Below are 16,900 nucleotides of genomic sequence, written 5' to 3' on the forward strand. Positions count from 1 at the left end.
TCACTCGAAAAGGTGATGGCTTTAGCTGAAATCTTTCTGCTAAGAATGATTAGGTGAAGTTGTGATGACGAATTTGATTTACGCGGCAGATCTGCCGCGCAGCCATCAACGTGTAGGCAAGATGTGTTAATGGATACCCCTTTCAACCTCTATCCTGCTTGCGATGGATTGTGAAAAGTCTTTTCAGAATCTTTAATGGTGTACGAACACTCATCAAACAAACCATTGTTGCAAGATAGCTAGAAATCTATGAATTCTTGGGTGCAGCCATCAAATTTGACTCGATCGCAGCCAGAAACAGAGTGCATTTCCCATGCAGCCATCCCTCTGTTTAGAATGATCCCGCCTGAGCGAGTGGGCTTAAATGGAGAGTATGACCACAACGGATTAGCTAATCGGGTGATATTGACGTTTCGAGAGCAGTTTGAAGCGATCGAGATTGCTCAACTGAGCGTATTTCAACGAGGCAGAGTCATTATTTTGTTGGGTCAAATTTCTAACTGTCACCTGTTAACTCGTTTAGTCAGCGTTGCGTTAGCTGTTTATGGCGCATCAACTGTAGAAACCCACGGTTTGCTGATTGTGGACAAAATAAAAGTCAGCTAAGGATCGTGGGTTCGATAATGTCGTTGCTTGCAATGTTAATGGGCACTTTCGTGCCCTTTCGCGATCGTTCGATGTCGTCATTATTTTCGCAATGGGTATTAGCCTTGTTTTTCTGCCCGTAACACCCAATTAGAAGGCTGTTCTAGCTCTTCTTGCTTACCCTTAGTTAGTAGCCAGAGCGCCGTTCGAGTTCTAAGATGTCCGATCGCAATTCGCTCACCAGGTTGGATGCTGACCCCGTAGGCTGGCTGGTCGAGCATTTTGACCCCCCCGCAGTAGAGATTTGACTCGTCAACGCTGACTGCGAAAAAGTGATTTGCTTGATAGCCAGACGGTAAGACAAAGATGCCATAGACGTTATGACGACCTTCCCAGGGTTCGACGATGATTTTAGAGGCGTGAATTTTTTCAGTCGAATGATCAGTCGAATGATCAGACGAGGCGATCGCGCTTTCAGGACACCATGAAAGAGTGCTCGGCTTTTTTAAAAAGCGATCGCTGCGGGGCACCAGTAACGCGACTGTGATTAACGTGAGCGTCAGTGCAATAAGCCAAGTTCGTTTCATCATTGCTTCAAGAGAGGTTGATTGAAAGCTGAAAACCGATCAAGCGTGCTTTCGTGCTCGCTCTGTAAAACAGACATTTTGTAGTATTATATCGTACCCGTATTTAGAGAAACGATTGACCCGTTTGCTAGATGTGGCTTTTCTCATAACTTCAGCTTGTCCAACTGTCATTCCTTAAACGAGCCATCAGCTTCACATTCCTATTAAAAATGCGTCTTTTAGATTTGTTTTTTTCCGTTTAGCAGGAGTCGTCGCTTAACTTCAACAGTTCGGTATAACTATAAAAGAGCCTATCTTCAACGAGTTAATTGTCTGATGAACGTTAAATCTTTGCTGGCGATCGCGCTTCTCACGAGCGTTGGATTGGCAACCTCTGCGAACGCGAGTCCATCTCAAACGGCACCAGCTCAGCTCACGACTCGACAGATTTTAGAGGCCTGTGTGCAAAATCGTGCCGAGACGTTACCTAACCCTTTTAGCGATGTCCCTGCAAATCATTGGGCATTTAAAGCGGTGTTGACGATGCACTATTGCGGCGCTTAGCGACTCCTCCTCGCCTGATTGAGCAACTCGTCAACCAGCAGCCCACTAGCGTTGCACCCCTACCCAGGTCAAAACCCCTAGAGCAAAGCTGAACAAAGCCCACAGCAGCCGTTGTCTCTTTACCTGATTGAGGTCTTTGCTCAGCGTGTCTATCTGTTGCTGCAAACGGGCTTCAGTCAGTCGGGCATGCTCGGCGGCTGTGGTTTGCTGTGCCTCTCGACGATCGAGTTCTTGGCTGGCATTGAGAAACTGACCATCTGCCTCGCTGAGACGCTTGTCCTGCGACCACACCAGGACGTCATGTAACGCTCGACCTCGCAACAGCCAAGACTGATCTTGAGCATTAGAGGCAACCCAGGCATCGAGAGCCTGTGAGTAGGGGCGAAGATGGCTCAATTGTTTTTCGACCCAAAACTGATCAAACACAGCAGCATAAATCGGATTTTTTACCTGCAATGACCCTTGCGATCGATCTACTAATCCTGATAGCAGTAACTCAATTTCTTCTGAGGTGCCGTTAGTGCAGGAGGGTTGAAGTTCAGCACTGCTGCCTTGCCGAGAATCTTGCAAAATCTTTTGATAGAGTCCTAAAAGGCGACCTGCTTGAGGCTGTTGCAAGAGTCGATCGCGGATGGTTCTCAAATGTTCTGGATTGTCTTGGGCCTCCCAATCTTCAATGATTTGCGATCGCACCAGTTGCTCAACCCAAAATGCTTCGGTGCCCGACGGCAGCGTGAGGGTTCCTTTCACGGTTGACTGGCTAGATTGCACCACGCACTGACAGATTTTTTGCGTTAGAAACGGTTGTCCGCCTGTCCAGGTCAAAATCGCCCGTAGCACCGCCGTAGGGTTGTTCACCTTTCCCATTAAGCCTTCTGACAACGGAGAAACCTCGTAGTCTTGAAAGCCCTGAAGCTCGATCGCTTGCCCAATATTAAACGGAGTGCGGCTGCGATCGCGAATCAGATCAGCCGGGGTGGCAACGCCAAAAACTGCCCAATTTAACCGACAGTAAGCAGCATTTTCGGCCCGACGATCGTGGCAATAGCGAATCAGCGCAAAGAAATCATCCACGGCAAACGGAAGATTGAGTACGCAGTCAATTTCGTCGATGAAGATGACGATCGGACTCTCGATTTGAGCCAACATTACCGTTTCTAAAAATTCTCCCAGACGTGCGGTGAGCGACAGATGCGAGTAGCTGCGCCACCAAGTTCCCACCTCAATATCGAGCCGAAAACTGCTTGCTAAGGATGCCGTCAATGAGGCATACCATTGTTCTGGGGTGGCTTGCTGGGTGCCAATTAAGGTCATATCGACCACCCCACACTGCACCCCAGAGGCTTTGAGGCGATGCATTGTTCTCACGCGCAGACTCGACTTGCCCATCTGTCGAGAATTAAACACATAGCAGAGCTGCCCCGACTTTAGCGCCGTGTAGAGATCTAGGTCAGCTTGCCTGATCACATAACTGGGGGCATCGTTTTTGAGGCTCCCACCCACTTGATATTCGTAATTAAACATCGAACTTTGGTTGATTGCAGGGGGCGGATGTGCCGATCGCTTCACCTTCCTATAGCAATCTTAAGTGAATTGTGGGATGGGCACCTTGCCCGTACACGCTGGAAGCCTGTCCCACGTTGACAATTGAAATAGGATGGCTATATCTACATATTTTCGCCTGAAAGGATGTGGAATAAAAGCTGAATTAAAAAGCCCTCAGTCTTTGTCTGCTGCTGACAGGCAAGACTTTCAGCGTGTTTACGATCGCTCACGTTTTTGAGGGTGCCTTCATAGAGCAAAGGGTTGCCTTGACCATCTTTCACCACTCGAATGTCTTCGCAAACCCAAATCGTTGTGCCATCTTTGCGATAAATCTGAGATTCAAAATCGTTAACTACCCCGAACTGTTGAAGATAGGTGATCAACTGCGATCGCCGTTTTGGGTTGACATAGAGTTGCTCAGAGATTTGGTTAATTTCTTGCAGCACGGCTTGAGGAGAATCATAGCCAAGGAGTTGCGCCAGCGCGTGGTTGACCCGCACAAATCGTCCGCTCGGAGTCGATTGAAACAGGGCGATCGAGGCGTTTTCAAAAATGCTGCGATAGCTTTCTTCAACAGTTTGTTGCGTCTGAAGCTCTTGCTGGAGACGAATATTTTGTTCTTCTAATCGCTTTTGCAAGCTTCGCAGGTTGAGTTGGTGTTCAATTCGGGCTAGCACTTCTTCAGTTTGAAAGGGCTTGGTGACATAATCAACGCCGCCGAGATCAAAGCCTTTCACCTTGTCGAGACTGTCTGCGATCGCGCTAATAAAAATAACCGGAATTCCTTTAGTCAATGGGTTTGCTTTGAGTCGTTCACAAACCTCATAGCCGTCTACTCCAGGCATCATCACGTCGAGCAAAATCAGGTCAGGCGCGATCACATGAATTTGATTGAGCGCCAAGCCACCGTCAAGCGCGCTACAGACTTCATAGCCTTGCTGAGTTAGCGCCTCAGAGAGAAACCGCAGCACGTCTGGCGTGTCATCGATAATCAAAATGGTGGCGTGTGGGTCTGATTGAGCGAGATTGAACCCTAACAGGCGAAAGATTTCTTGCTCGGCATCTCGCAGATCTGGCAGGTGTTTAGCGCCTTGACTGCTGAGGGCTTGATGCTGCATGACTCGTCGCTCTAGCTGCAAAACCGCAGAACTGGTTGCCTGATCGACAGAATCTAAGTGAACAATGCCTAGACTCAAATCGCTCAAAAGACTGGCATCAATGTCTGCTTGACCCGACGTGATCGGAGTTAGACGATCGAAGTTGTGCGCCAGCAATTTGTGAACATAGTAAGCTGTGATCGGTGAAAGCGAGACGCTGTTTTCTCGCTGAGGGTGGGACACTTGTAAATTTGAGTCGTCAGCAATCATTCTGAACACTGCCTTTTGTAAAAAAAGTTTTAATTTGTGGAAAGAGTCTTAAATGGATTGGCAGAGCACTAACGATGAGACTGCGATCGATATACAGGAGCTAATTACTCGTATTTGCAGCTAAGTCTTAGATAGTTTATCAGGAACTCCCTTAATTCGTGAATCTGGTCACTAGTTTTAGTAGCGTCAATTTTATCAATATGAAACACTAGTTAAGCTTCCCCAAGAGCGCGGTTGAGCTAAATCAACGTGAATTCGATGAAGCTTTTCGCTATGGTTGTAAATCCGGGCTGAAGTGCTGAAGAACGAAGCGAACTGACATTAAATCAAAATTTTCTCAAGCCGATCGTCTCACTAGCGAGACTTGACATCGAGATTTTGCAAGGGCTGCGTGAGGTTAATCACCACATCAAATCGAAAATTATTGATTGCATCACATAGCGCCTGTGAAAGATCAAGGTAATCATCTGGGAGTTGCTGAATTAGCTTGAGACAGCGATCGACGCTAAGGCGAGAAGCTGCCCCATAAAGATCAGCAACCCATTCACTTGGCATCACCGTTAGCAGCGTGTCAAACGCGGTTTCAAGATTTTGAGCTGATGCGTAAGCCGTCTTTGATCGGTGGGATCGATCGTCTGTTTGGTCAGTGCAATCGTCATAAAGATAGCGAACTTTGAGGTGACGCTCGATCGCGCTAAACAGTTGGTCTTCTCGAAACGGCTTATATAAAACGTCATCGCATCCGGTTGCCAAAATTGTGTCGTGATCTTCATCAATGGCACTGGCAGTCAGGGCAATAATTTTAGTGATAGGTGAATGAGTTGAAGATCTGCGTCGTCTCTTAGAAATTTTTTGCTGTTGTTCTAAATGTCGAATCTGCTGAGTTGCTTGACAGCCATCAATTCCTGGCATTCGCAGATCCATCAAAATTAGATGCGGGTGCCATTGTTGCCAGCAATCGATCGCGCGTTGACCATCTTCGGCGGCTTGCACCTCAAATCCTCGATCGCCGAGTAACTGCACCAACAGCGATCGCGCGTCTTTAGTATCTTCAACCACGAGAATTCGATAAGTTTCTTGATTGGGCTGCAACCCGATCACTTGCTGAGGCTGAGGCACCAAGGTCGGAACCGCGATCGCAGTCACAGGTAGGTCAACCGTGAATCGAGTGCCCCGCTCGATCGTGCTGCTGACGCTAATTTTGCCGCCCATTAGTTCGACGAATTGACGGCTGATCGCTAACCCTAACCCGGTGCCTTTGTTCGACTTTCGCCCCGTCTCGGTTTGCACAAACGCATCAAAAACGCTATTGAGTTCTTGAGGGGCAATGCCTAGCCCGGTGTCTTCGACTTCAAAATGGAGCGTGATTTGCTCTGAGTCGGTTGTTTGAGAGAATGCCCGCAAAGTAATATTGCCGCGATCGGTAAACTTGATCGCATTGCCCAATAGATTCATTAACACTTGGCGAAGTTTATTTTCGTCAGCTTCGATCACGCTAGGGAGATTAGGGGGACGATCGTAAACAAATCGCAGCCCTTTTGAGGCAGCCGGGAGACGAAACATCTCGACCACGTTTTCGAGTAAGCTCGGCAGATTGACCTCAACCAGATTGAGAATAGCTGCCCCTGCTTCGATTTTTGAGAGTTCTAAAACATTGTTGATCAAGTTTAAAAGATGTTGCACACTGCGATCGATTGTTGATAAGTGCGATCGTTGTTTGTGGATTAGCGTTTTGTCAGAATTTAGCAATTCACTACAGCCGAGAATGATTGCCAGAGGCGTTCGCAATTCGTGATTCATGTTGGCTAAAAACGCACTTTTGGCAAGACTCGCGGCTTCTGCGGCTTCTTTGGCTTGCTGAAGTTCGACGGCGCGCTGCTTTCGCTCAGTGACATCTCGCATTGAGCCAATCATCCGCATAGGCTGGCCCTGCTCATCCCAAAGGGCAGTGCCGCGTGACTCACACCATTTATAGGTGCCATCATTGCAGAGAATCCGATATTCGGTCACATAGTGGGGCACTTCTTGCGCTAAATAAGCCTGGTTTGCTGCCGTAAAGCTATCCAGATCATCTGGGTGAACGAGCGTAAAAACGTCGTAGTTGTCTGTGCCAATTTCAGCTTCTGCATAACCGAGAATGTCATACCAACGTTGAGAACAAAAGAGTTGGTTGGTGATCAGATTCACATCCCAAATGCCATCGTTGTTGGCGTTGAGAACGAGTTGCAAGCGTTCTTCACTGGCTTGGAGGGCCGCTTCTGTTTGCTTGCGTTGAGTAATGTCAACCGCAGTACCGATGATGCGATAAATGCGCGATCGCTGATCTCGGATCGGGGTCAGCGTGGTCAGCCCCCACTTCCATTGTCCTTCAAACGGCAAGCACTCTTCATAGGTGAAGCTGGTTCCTAACTCTATGCAGGTGCGATAGTTTTCTCGAACTGTGGCGGCAACCTCTGGCGGAAAGATTTGTTCGACTGTTTTGCCCTGGACATAGCTCGATGAGAAGCCCGTGAGCCTCTCGCATACAGGATTTGCACCCACCAAAACAAAGTCACCGTTTGCTTGAATGTTGACAACCCAAATTGACTGTTCAACTCCTTCATAGATGCCGCGCAAAAACTGTTCCTTTTCTAAAAGAGACGTAGTTGATCGCTTCGTCTCGGTGATGTCTTGGGTCATTGCCAACAGACATTGATTGCCCTCTAGCTCAATGATTTCTGCGGAGATCAAAACAAATTTGATGGCTCCAGCTTTGTCCTGAACCTGAAATTCTTGCTGCTTGAGAATGCCCGATGATTGGCGGAGCTGATCATGAAAGCGATCGCGCTCTGCTGCGCTTTTCCAAAGGTTAAGATCGGCGGCTGTTTTGCCCAACACTTCTTCAGGGAGATAGCCCGTGAGTTGGCAAAAGCTTTGATTAATTTCTAGAAAGCGGCAGTCTTCTAGCGTGGTGATCATCATCGCTCCAGGGCTGGAGCGAAACGCTTTAGAGAATTTTGTCTCTGAGATCCGCAGCGCTGACTGCACCAGTTCGCGCGATCGGATCTCGTCTTGCAGCAAATGATTTTGTTCTTCGAGTTGTTTGCTTAAGTGACTTAGCCGCAAGTGTACGTTAATGCGAGCCAGCACTTCTTCATGCTGAATCGGTTTGGTAATGTAATCAACGGCTCCGATCGTCAGACCTTTAATTTTGTCGATCGGATCGGTTAAAGCCGTCATAAAAATAATCGGAATATCTCGCGTGACTTCTGACGCTTTGAGTTGCTGACAGGTTTCAAACCCGTCAAGCCCTGGCATCAGCACATCGAGCAAAATCAGATCAGGAACCACTCGTTGAAGTTTTTGCAGCGCGTTGTTGCCATCTTTAGCAATCAGCACTTCAAACCCATAATTAATTAAGAGATCGGATAAAACTTTAAGATTGGTTGGCTGGTCGTCAACAATCAGAATCCGAGCTTTTTTAGAGGTTGTCATAGAAGTTTTGGCGGTGCTGAATCGACGTATGAATCTGTCTGTCAAAGCTGTAAATTCTCTCGCCCCTAAATCCCCCATTTTGGGCGACTTTGATTTTCTGACTCCCCAGAATTGCTCCCCCAGAATTGCTACGGTGTACACACAAGTCCTCTGACTTGTCATCGCCGCGACGTTTGCCCCCTAAATCCCCCATCTTGGGGGACTTTGAGCCAAGGATCCAGTTTCAAAGTCCCCCAGAATGGGGGATTTAGGGGGCTGAAGCCGACTGAAACGCAGCGACAAAGACTTGTGTTACACCGTAGCCCAGAATTAGGGGGCGAATTCCGATTCATCTGCATAAGTCTTAATCTCTTAAGCTTTTCTAACATATGGCTCAACGAATTTTGTGATTCCCACATCATCAAACTGCTCTGCCAGCGTTAGCAATTTGACTGCAAACCCATGATAGGTGGGTGATAGAGCTTTTAGACGAAGAACTTCTTGAGTAATCTGTTCGATGTGACCAATCTGAGCGGCTTGATAAAGCAAAACCAACTCTTCAGACGGTGGAACCACGATCGAGTCGGTTAAGCTTTCGGCGATCGGGGCGGCTTGCTCAATCCAAATCAAATTGAGATGGCGCTGCAATATCGCTAACAACTCGTCTAACTGAATCGGTTTTGCGAGAAAGTCTTGATAGCCTGCGGTTTGGCATCGCAGCCGATCGTCTTGTGACACACTAGCAGTCGAGGCCACGATCGGAATGGGGCGCGATCGCGGATCATTTTGAAGCTGGCGAATCAACTCAAAGCCGCCCATCTTGGGCATCGTAAGGTCAGAAATAATCAGATCGGGAGACTGAGCCAGGGCAATTTCTAGCCCAGTTTGCCCGTCGCTGGCTTCGAGCAGGTTAAACCCGATCGGGGTGAGCATACCAACCACCACAGCCCGATTATCGGACAGGTCGTCAATCACCAAAATGGTTTTGGGAGTGCCCTGATAGCCTGTGATAATTTGACTGGGCAGAGCATAGGAGGGCGCGATCGCGTCACTCATTCCGGGCAGGGTGAGGGTGAACCAAAATCGGCTCCCCTGGTTAAGGCTCTCGACTTGCAGTGTGCCGCCCATGAGTGAAACGAGTTTTTGAGTGATCGAGAGTCCTAGCCCGGTGCCTTCTTGCTGAGAGTGATCACCCACTTGCTCAAAGGGCAAAAAGATGCGATCGAGCGCTTCACTAGCGATGCCGATGCCCGTGTCTTTGATCTCAAAGGTGAGTGTGTAGGGGGTCAGGCGTTGATCGAATTGAACGCTACCGATCACAGTCAGGGTCACACAACCCTGATCAGTAAACTTAATGGCATTGCCCAACAGGTTAAACAAGATTTGCCGCAGCCGCTTTTGATCGGCCTGAACGATTTGAGGAATCTGCCCCTCAGTGACTAAGTGAAAGACAATTTCTTTTTGGTCGGCTTTGGGTTGAAAGAGATTCACCATATCGGTCAGAAAAGCATCAAAAGCAAACTCTTGGGGCATCAATTCCAGCTTTTGAGCTTCGATTTTAGAGAGGTCTAAAATATCGTTAATTAAAGTCAGCAAATGGGTGCCGCTTTGGTGAATGACTCGAATGCCATCTTTGGGCTTGGGCGCGATAGCCTCGTCTCGCATCAAAATTTGACTATAGCCAAGAATGCCATTCAGAGGCGTTCTCAACTCGTGACTCATATTGGCCAGAAACGCACTTTTTGCCCGGTTAGCGACTTCGGCGATTTCTTTGGCGTGATGAAGCTGTTGATTGACGGCAACGAGTTGGGCGGTGCGATCGCTGACCTTCTGTTCTAATGAAGCGTTGAGCTGTGCGAGTTCTTGATTAACACGCTGAAGCTGCTGATTTTGTTGAGCAAGCTGCTGATCTTGTTGATATCGCCGCAGGGCTTCGGTGACGGTCAAACTCAGATCGGTCTGATCCCACGGTTTGGCGATATAGCGATAGAGACGAGCGTGATTGACCGCATTGCCGACGGCTTCGGCGCTGGCTTGCCCAGTCAGCAGAATCTTGAGGGTTTTAGGAAAGCGATCGTGCACTTTAATCAAGAATTCATCGCCCTTCATCCCCGGCATAATCTGATCAGAAATGACCAATGCCACCTCGATTTGATCGGCCTGTAGCTCTTGAATGATGGCTAATGCGTCTTCACTGCTCTCGGCGATTTCGATATAAAAATCTTTCCCGAAGGGACGTTTGAGTTGCTCTTTAAGGCTCTCTAAAACGACTGCTTCGTCATCCACACAGAGGATTGCTAGCTTGGTCATGAGTGAGGGGTCAAATGTGGGAATGAGACCATTTTCTCACGCCAGACCTGAAAGGATCGTGTTAGCTAACTCTTCTTCACTCCAGGGTTTATAAAGGCATCGATATAAATTGGCAGACTCTTGGGCACGGGCGATCGCCGCTTGGTCGGCTTGCCCAGTCAACATGACGGTGACGATTTTGGGATATTTTTGATGGACTTGTGTTAGAAATTCATCGCCTTTCATCCCTGGCATCAGCCAATCTGAGACGATAATCAACACCTCGACGTTTTCTGCTACGAGATCTTCTAAGACTTCCCACGCTTCACTGGCATCGCTGGCTCCCTCATAGAGATAATCTTGACCCAGGCGGCGTTTTAACTGCTCTTTGAGGGTTTCTAGAATCACATCTTCGTCGTCAACACAGAGAATCGCTTTGTTAGGCATAGCCGATCGGCAATGGGTACAAAACCTAGCATACAGAATGAACGAGGCGTTGCAGAATTAAGGGGTGAGTACGCCCCCTGACTCCCAATTCTGGGGAACTAGATCTGCTGAGATCTTTCACCTGTGGCATCTAGACGATGAGAACCTGTCGTTCAGGGCGGGTGAGCGGACAGACTGAGAATGCTGCAAGATCTCAGTGTTCAAAATCCCCCAAAATTGGGGGATTTAGGGGGCTGCCAGGATGTGCAATGACTCAAGATTCTAGCGTTCGATCGGCAACATGATTCGGAATACGGTGCGTCCTGGCTGGCTTTCAACCGCGATCGTGCCTGCGTGTTTTTCAATAATTTTGTGGCTGATGTCTAACCCCAAACCACTGCCTTCCCCGGCGGCTTTGGTGGTGAAAAATGGCTCAAAAATGCGCGGCAAAATCTCAGCCGGAATGCCGCAACCACTGTCGATAATGCTGACGACGATTTGATTGTGTGTGCGATCGTGTTCGATGCCAATTTCTAACTGACCTTTGTGATTCATCGCTTGAATCGCATTGTGAATAAAATTTGTCCAGACCTGATTTAGCTCATCGGGATAGCCCAAAATCGGCGGCACTGTCTCATAGTGACGAATCACCTCAACGCCCTGTTTGAGCTGATTTTGATAGAGCGTCAGTACCGTTTCTAGACCGTCACTGATCTGGGCAAGACTTTTTTCTCCTCTGTAGTCTTGATGGGTATAACTTTTGAGCGCAAACACTACTTTTGCAGCCCGATCGACGGCTAACAAAATGTTCTCACTGTTGCCTTTAAGCCGGACTAGATTGTAAGCGAGTTGCAATGTCCAATCGGCATGGCGATCGTTAAGCAGAGGCAAAAACGAATCGATTTGTTCATAGATTCCCATGTCTATTAGCGTGTCAGCGACGCTGCGGGCCTGATCGATATGGTGGTTTTCTAAGTAATCGGTGAGCGATCGCTTCCACTGTCTTTTTTCACGAGCGGTACTGGTACTGTGCGTTTGCGCTTTCAATCCGCGTTCTAAAAGGGCAAAAAACTTGATTTGCTGCTCGTCTGAGAGAAGTTGAAACAGTTTGGGAAGTTCTTGGAGCGATTCTTCTAAGGCTTTTGCGGTGTTGCCACTAGCCGCTCTAATTGCCCCTAAAGGCGTATTAATCTCGTGGGCGACTCCAGCAATTAATTGCCCCAATGCCGCCATTTTTTCAGACTGAATTAGCTCTTGCTGAGTCGCTTGCAGTTGTTGCAGAGCATTGGCTAATTCATGGTTACTTTGGTGGAGGGCTAACTCAGCTTGCTTACGATCGCTAACATCGCGAATCATAAACAGCACTTCAGCGTCACCACTTCTCACTACTCGCACTTCTTCATATTGCACTCGATCATCAAACGTCAGCGTTTGTTCATACATCTGCGTTCTGCCCGTGGTTAAGGCTTGGTGAAGATGATAGAGGTGTCGCTGGGCAACTTCTGCGGGCAGATAGGATGAAAGATGTTCACCGACAGCGTTATAGCCTTCGGGCAACAAATCTGTAAACTCGTTGGCTCTGACATAGCCAAGATAAATGCCGTCTGCGTTGACGCGATACATCAAGTCAGGAATAGCAGTGACTACGGCGCGAGTCTGAGCTTCATTGTCACGTAAGGCATCCTCGGTGCGCTGATGTTCGCTGATTTCTTGTTGAAGTTCGGTGGTGCGATCGCTGACCTGTTGTTCTAAGGTTTGATTGGCAGTTTCGAGCTGCGATCGTGAGGTTTGTAGTTGAGCCGCCATATCGTTAAATGATGTGGCTAACTCGCCCAACTCATCAGAGCGCTTGATCTCAACAGTCTGCGCCAACTGCCCCTGTGAAAACCGTTTAGCGGCAGCATTGAGACGCAAAATCGCATCAGTAATTGACCTCGCCATAAAAATGCCGATCGCGGTCGCCAGGGTCAAAGCAGCCAGACAAACTAAAATTGCGGTTTGAATATTAGCGTTTGCTTGCCCAGTAAAGTCTGACTCAGGAACGACCACCACGATCAGCCAGTCCAGCCCTTGTCGATCGCTAAAGGGAGTCACCTGCACCCGTTGAGTCACTTGATTAAAGTCAAAACTAAGCTGATAGCTGCTGTAAATATTGTTAAAGTTGTCAAACCGTTGGTGTAAGTATTGAGCAGTTGCTTGCATTAAGGGCGATCGGCTCAACGCTGCATCCAAGCGTTGAGGGTTGCCATTGTTGCGGAGAAAGGGCTGTTCTGCCATCGAAGAGGCAACCAGTTGCCCCGATCGTTCCATGATAAAGGCTTGACCCGATCGACCAATTTTGAGACCTTTTAAGAGTTGGCTGATGGGCAAAAGCTCAAAATCAACTGAGAGTACACCTGCTGGCTTTCCTGACGTGTCATAGACAGGCTCAACAGTGGCAAAGCTGAGAGTGGGGGGATCGGCTGAGATTTGCAGCGGAGTCCAGGTAGGCTGTCTAGTTTGCAGAGCGATTTGATACCAGCTTGAGGGTTTAGCAATGGGGGTCGAGGTACTGAGACGACGGTTAACGCTCAACAATTGCCCTTCCTTGGCAAACGTAATTTGTTTCACCGTCTGAAACTGCTGAAGCTGCTGCTTAAATGATTGTTCTAACTCTGAGAGGTTTTGAGAATTGGTCTTTAATCGAATCGCGTCTGAATTAATTTGCTGAACTAGTAGGGGAGTCATTAGATAAGTGTCAATGCCGCCTCGAATCTGGGCGGTGACTGCTTCTCTCAGAGTGGCAGAGTCATTGTCAATGGTGTTTTGATTATTTTTGACCGTGAGATAGCCAGTTACCCCTAGAGCTACGGCAATTTGTAGTAAAAAGGGCACTATCAGCATCCATCTTAGGGAGGTTTTTTGAGACGAATCAGCAAGCTTATGTTTCAAGGGACACATCGCCAAAATCTTGTTTGAGTTTTACACATCCAGCACTCTGGCACAACTCTAGCGATCGTTCCATAAATTATTTGCATTGCTGAATAGAGGAATGACTGGGTGAGGGCGCTATCCCTACGGTCGTTCATTCCAGCATTCTGCAACACCGATTTTATATCCATTTCAAAAACGATCGCGACGGCTGGAACGATCGCGAGAGGGTATAGAATGCCACGCCCCTACGACACCCCGCGCCTTTTTGTACGGGCATGGCACTGCCGTGCCCTCATGCAGATCTGCCCCATTCACAAATCAAATGGGTGTGACAATGGCAAGATCTGACTTTTTACTGACTTTTTGCCGACCTTTTACCAGAGTGATATTAGCTACGCAGTGTTAATCTGTAAGCGTCGATGGTAAATAAGTTGTCAGCCCAATCTAAGTATTGTCTGAGTTACCTTTACTGTTTACTTCCAAACAGGGGTCTCTACCATTCATCGCTACCCTATTTGGAGTTCTTCAGTTCATGTTTAGCCTCAAACAGTTTTCGCTTTCTGTTTCAACGATCGCCGCGACTGTCACCATCAGCGCAGTTTTCTCAACCGCAGCCCAAGCCGCCATTGTGGGTGGGCAAGTCACTGGAACCTGGCAGTATGACTATGACGGGGCAGGCGGTCTCAGTGTCGGAGATGCCTTCACTGCTGACTATACCTACGACAGCGATAGCGTCACAACCACTGATTATTCTAACAGTTACGACTATACTCGCTATCTAGTTGATTCAGTTCCTTTGCTCAGTCTGGTGCTAAACTCTGGCACAGTTAGTCATGCGTTTGATCTCAGCAATCCTTCCAGTTTCAGCAATCTTCAGCGGTATGACGTTCAGTATAACCCTGATTACTACAGTCAGTATAGTTACACGCAGGATAACATCCAGGCTTACGACTCCTCGGCACTGAGTCAGAACTCCTTCTATGCCTACAACTATTTAGGTCAGGATTATTCTGGCAATCCCTTTTCTGCCTCCTTTGCTCAGTTTTACTCGTACGATAATTCCGCTGGCACCTATCCTGCTTACGCTTATACCTACGGGGATGTCGCTTTTTCCGGTTCATCTCCTGCAACCCCTGTGCCAACCCCTGCCTTGTTGCCTGGTTTGGTCAGTTTGGGTCTAGGAGTCTTGCGGAAGCGCAAAGCTCAAGCAGTTTTAGAGGCGCAGAAAGCGTAGAACAACCTTGCGATCGCCCCTCCCATTTTTCCCAAACAGGGGCGATCGCAAAGTCAATTTCGCATCCGAATTCGATTCACTTCGACGATGAACAGCTTGCCTTGATAATGTCCGACATCGCCATAGTTTGACAAATAATCCACTAACCTTTGCATCAGCAGAGGAATAATTTCAGGGTGATTCCGAAGTTGAACTGAAATAATCCCACGATAATTTGCAGGAGGATAGGCAACAATGTCAGCAAAATCTCCATTTAGTGAAACCAAAATCGCACCCAACTCCTGTGCTTTGGCAATCACAATCTGATCAGGAGCTTCAATCGGAATATAGTCTTTTAAGATCAACACCTCATGACCGCTGTCCTGCAAAAACTTCCCGATCGAAGCTGGAACACATTGATCGATGAAAAATTTCAGACTCACGATGCGACCGTCTCAAAATCTGCGAGATCACGCGCATAATCGAGACAAGCCGCAATCTGCTCTTTTTGTAAATCTGGAAACTCTTGCAGGATCTGGTCATGGGTATTGCCAGCAGCCAAATAGCCTAAAATCAAACTCACTGGAATTCTGGTTCCCTTAATTCTCGGCTTACCTCGAAGCACATCTAAACTGCTTACGATGTATTCACGCCAGTTAATCGGCTTCATGGTTCAACCTCTTGCTCAAATTCAGTATTAGATCTTCAACACTATCAACGATTTGCGAGTCAGTCATGGTATGAGGTTTCATGTGCTGACTGCCATAAGCGCCAATGGTTTTTGAAGCGATCGCAGGCTATCTTTTGGTCACCAGTTGCCACAAATATTGCCCAAACTCCCAGACTTGTTGAAGAAGTTTATCGGCTCCGATGCCAAAGACAAATTGCATTATCAGCACGATCGCCGCAATCACCAGGGCAGTGCTAACTGTTGCCTTCACGACTTTGATCAGCCAGGTGAAAACCAGAACGGAAATTACGATCGCTGCCCCAACCAGAATCAAGTTCATAAGTCAAAGTCCGTCTCGTCTCTAACAGTATCCTATTGATTGGGAAAAATCGGTATGATTCAGCGCGGCTTGATCAAACCGAGCATTGGTTAGATTTGCGCCTTTAAAGGACGTTGTAGAGGCGAGGTTGAGCGATCGTATAATCGATTTGAGCGAACTTAGAGTCAGCCAAACATAGACGAAAGTTGCGATCGCGTAAGCAAATCCGATGCTATGCTGGGCACTGAGACTAACGCTAGCCGTCGCACCCAGTAGAAAAGCGGCTCCGTAGGTAGTGACTGTCGGAATGGTCGCGATCGCGATTTTAATCCACGACTGGTGAAGAAAGACACTAGCCACCCCCATTACCAAACCTGCGGACATGGCTCCCGCGATCGCAATACTCGGATTGTTCCCCGACGCACTTCCAGCATAAAAAAATCCGAGCCATGCACCCGACAAAACCGCCGAGAAAACGCCTGCAAGTCGGCTAGTTTTTAGAGAAATGCTCTTTAACGAACTGATCCCAGCACTCGCGCCCGCTAGACCCAAAACTCCATATAAGACCAACACAAACAACCAGGCAGAACTATTGGGTATCTGCCCTAAAGCGCCGAAAATCAAACGAGACAATGCATCTCCGACTAAAAGCGCGATCGCGATCATTATGCCACTCAAACGCATGAGTTTTTGGGGCGAAAGTCCGGCTTTGACTCGCTCAAAATTTGCGCCTACTAGTTGAGCCTGGTTAAAGTTACAGCCTCGAATATCAGCCCCGCTAAAGTCAGTCCCATTGAGAATTTGTTGTCGAAACGATCGCGCCTGAAGATGTTGATTTTTGAAGGAAATCATAGAAGGGTTAAAGTGGTTTTTGGTTGCTCAAAGAACGGGCGTTGCAAAATGAGGGGATGAAATGGCTGTAGGGGTAGCGCCCCCGTGCCTACCCCTGACGGAGGGCAACCACGGGGGGATTGCCCCTACAATCATCCC

The 16,900-nt window shown here is 48.0% G+C and carries 14 protein-coding genes; 3 read left to right on the forward strand and 11 right to left on the reverse strand.

From position 1 onward, the window contains the following. Positions 1 to 249 precede the first annotated feature (249 nt). A complete protein-coding gene (locus BRW63_RS10120) occupies positions 250 to 606 on the forward strand; it encodes a hypothetical protein (RefSeq protein WP_073070790.1) in 357 nt (118 codons plus the stop codon). A 98-nt stretch (positions 607 to 704) separates the two neighbouring features. Here BRW63_RS10120 and BRW63_RS10125 read toward each other — a convergent pair whose 3' ends face one another. Next, entirely contained in the window at positions 705 to 1,175 is a 471-nt protein-coding gene (locus tag BRW63_RS10125) for a hypothetical protein (RefSeq protein ID WP_143162038.1), read from the reverse strand. Positions 1,176 to 1,487: 312 nt separating this feature from the next. On the opposite strand from BRW63_RS10125, the gene BRW63_RS10130 reads away from it, so the two are divergent. After that, positions 1,488 to 1,715, forward strand: coding sequence for a hypothetical protein (locus tag BRW63_RS10130; RefSeq protein WP_219898448.1), 228 nt, complete (start codon positions 1,488 to 1,490; stop codon positions 1,713 to 1,715). Between the two features lie 45 nt (positions 1,716 to 1,760). Here BRW63_RS10130 and BRW63_RS10135 read toward each other — a convergent pair whose 3' ends face one another. The 6 genes from BRW63_RS10135 to BRW63_RS10165 form a co-directional block, all read right to left on the reverse strand. Then, positions 1,761 to 3,239: an AAA-like domain-containing protein gene (locus tag BRW63_RS10135; RefSeq protein ID WP_106253978.1), complete on the reverse strand. Its 1,479-nt coding sequence runs from the start codon at positions 3,237 to 3,239 to the stop codon at positions 1,761 to 1,763. A 143-nt stretch (positions 3,240 to 3,382) separates the two neighbouring features. After that, the gene (locus BRW63_RS10140; protein WP_073070795.1) at positions 3,383 to 4,627 is read right to left on the reverse strand and encodes a response regulator; all 1,245 of its coding nucleotides are present in this window, start codon (positions 4,625 to 4,627) and stop codon (positions 3,383 to 3,385) included. Positions 4,628 to 4,981: 354 nt separating this feature from the next. After that, the gene (locus tag BRW63_RS10145) at positions 4,982 to 8,101 is read right to left on the reverse strand and encodes a response regulator (protein ID WP_073070797.1); all 3,120 of its coding nucleotides are present in this window, start codon (positions 8,099 to 8,101) and stop codon (positions 4,982 to 4,984) included. 351 nt (positions 8,102 to 8,452) lie between these two features. Beyond that, a complete protein-coding gene (locus BRW63_RS10155) occupies positions 8,453 to 10,390 on the reverse strand; it encodes a response regulator (protein ID WP_073070800.1) in 1,938 nt (645 codons plus the stop codon). A gap of 36 nt (positions 10,391 to 10,426) precedes the next feature. After that, the gene (locus tag BRW63_RS10160) at positions 10,427 to 10,816 is read right to left on the reverse strand and encodes a response regulator (protein WP_073070802.1); all 390 of its coding nucleotides are present in this window, start codon (positions 10,814 to 10,816) and stop codon (positions 10,427 to 10,429) included. A 261-nt stretch (positions 10,817 to 11,077) separates the two neighbouring features. Continuing rightward, positions 11,078 to 13,669 carry a HAMP domain-containing sensor histidine kinase gene (locus BRW63_RS10165; RefSeq protein ID WP_181314371.1) on the reverse strand — a complete coding sequence of 864 codons (2,592 nt, stop codon included), beginning with the start codon at positions 13,667 to 13,669 and terminating at the stop codon, positions 11,078 to 11,080. Positions 13,670 to 14,240: 571 nt separating this feature from the next. Here BRW63_RS10165 and BRW63_RS10170 point away from each other — a divergent pair. Continuing rightward, positions 14,241 to 14,942, forward strand: coding sequence for a PTPA-CTERM sorting domain-containing protein (locus tag BRW63_RS10170; protein WP_073070806.1), 702 nt, complete (start codon positions 14,241 to 14,243; stop codon positions 14,940 to 14,942). Positions 14,943 to 14,995: 53 nt separating this feature from the next. Here BRW63_RS10170 and BRW63_RS10175 read toward each other — a convergent pair whose 3' ends face one another. The 4 genes from BRW63_RS10175 to BRW63_RS10190 all read right to left on the reverse strand — a co-directional run bounded on the left by BRW63_RS10175 (position 14,996) and on the right by BRW63_RS10190 (position 16,762). Further along, a complete protein-coding gene (locus BRW63_RS10175) occupies positions 14,996 to 15,364 on the reverse strand; it encodes a DUF5615 family PIN-like protein (protein ID WP_073070808.1) in 369 nt (122 codons plus the stop codon). Next, entirely contained in the window at positions 15,361 to 15,591 is a 231-nt protein-coding gene (locus BRW63_RS10180; protein WP_073070810.1) for a DUF433 domain-containing protein, read from the reverse strand. Before BRW63_RS10180 ends, BRW63_RS10175 begins: the two co-directional genes overlap by 4 nt. A gap of 127 nt (positions 15,592 to 15,718) precedes the next feature. Continuing rightward, on the reverse strand, positions 15,719 to 15,931 hold the full coding sequence (locus BRW63_RS10185) for a hypothetical protein (protein WP_073070812.1): 213 nt from the start codon (positions 15,929 to 15,931) through the stop codon (positions 15,719 to 15,721). A gap of 21 nt (positions 15,932 to 15,952) precedes the next feature. Beyond that, complete coding sequence (locus BRW63_RS10190; protein ID WP_073070814.1) at positions 15,953 to 16,762, reverse strand: pentapeptide repeat-containing protein; 810 nt, start codon at positions 16,760 to 16,762, stop codon at positions 15,953 to 15,955. Positions 16,763 to 16,900: the final 138 nt, after the last annotated feature.

Origin of the sequence: Phormidesmis priestleyi ULC007 (assembly GCF_001895925.1) — a bacterium.
GTDB classification, from domain to species: Bacteria; Cyanobacteriota; Cyanobacteriia; order Leptolyngbyales; family Leptolyngbyaceae; genus Phormidesmis_A; species Phormidesmis_A priestleyi_A.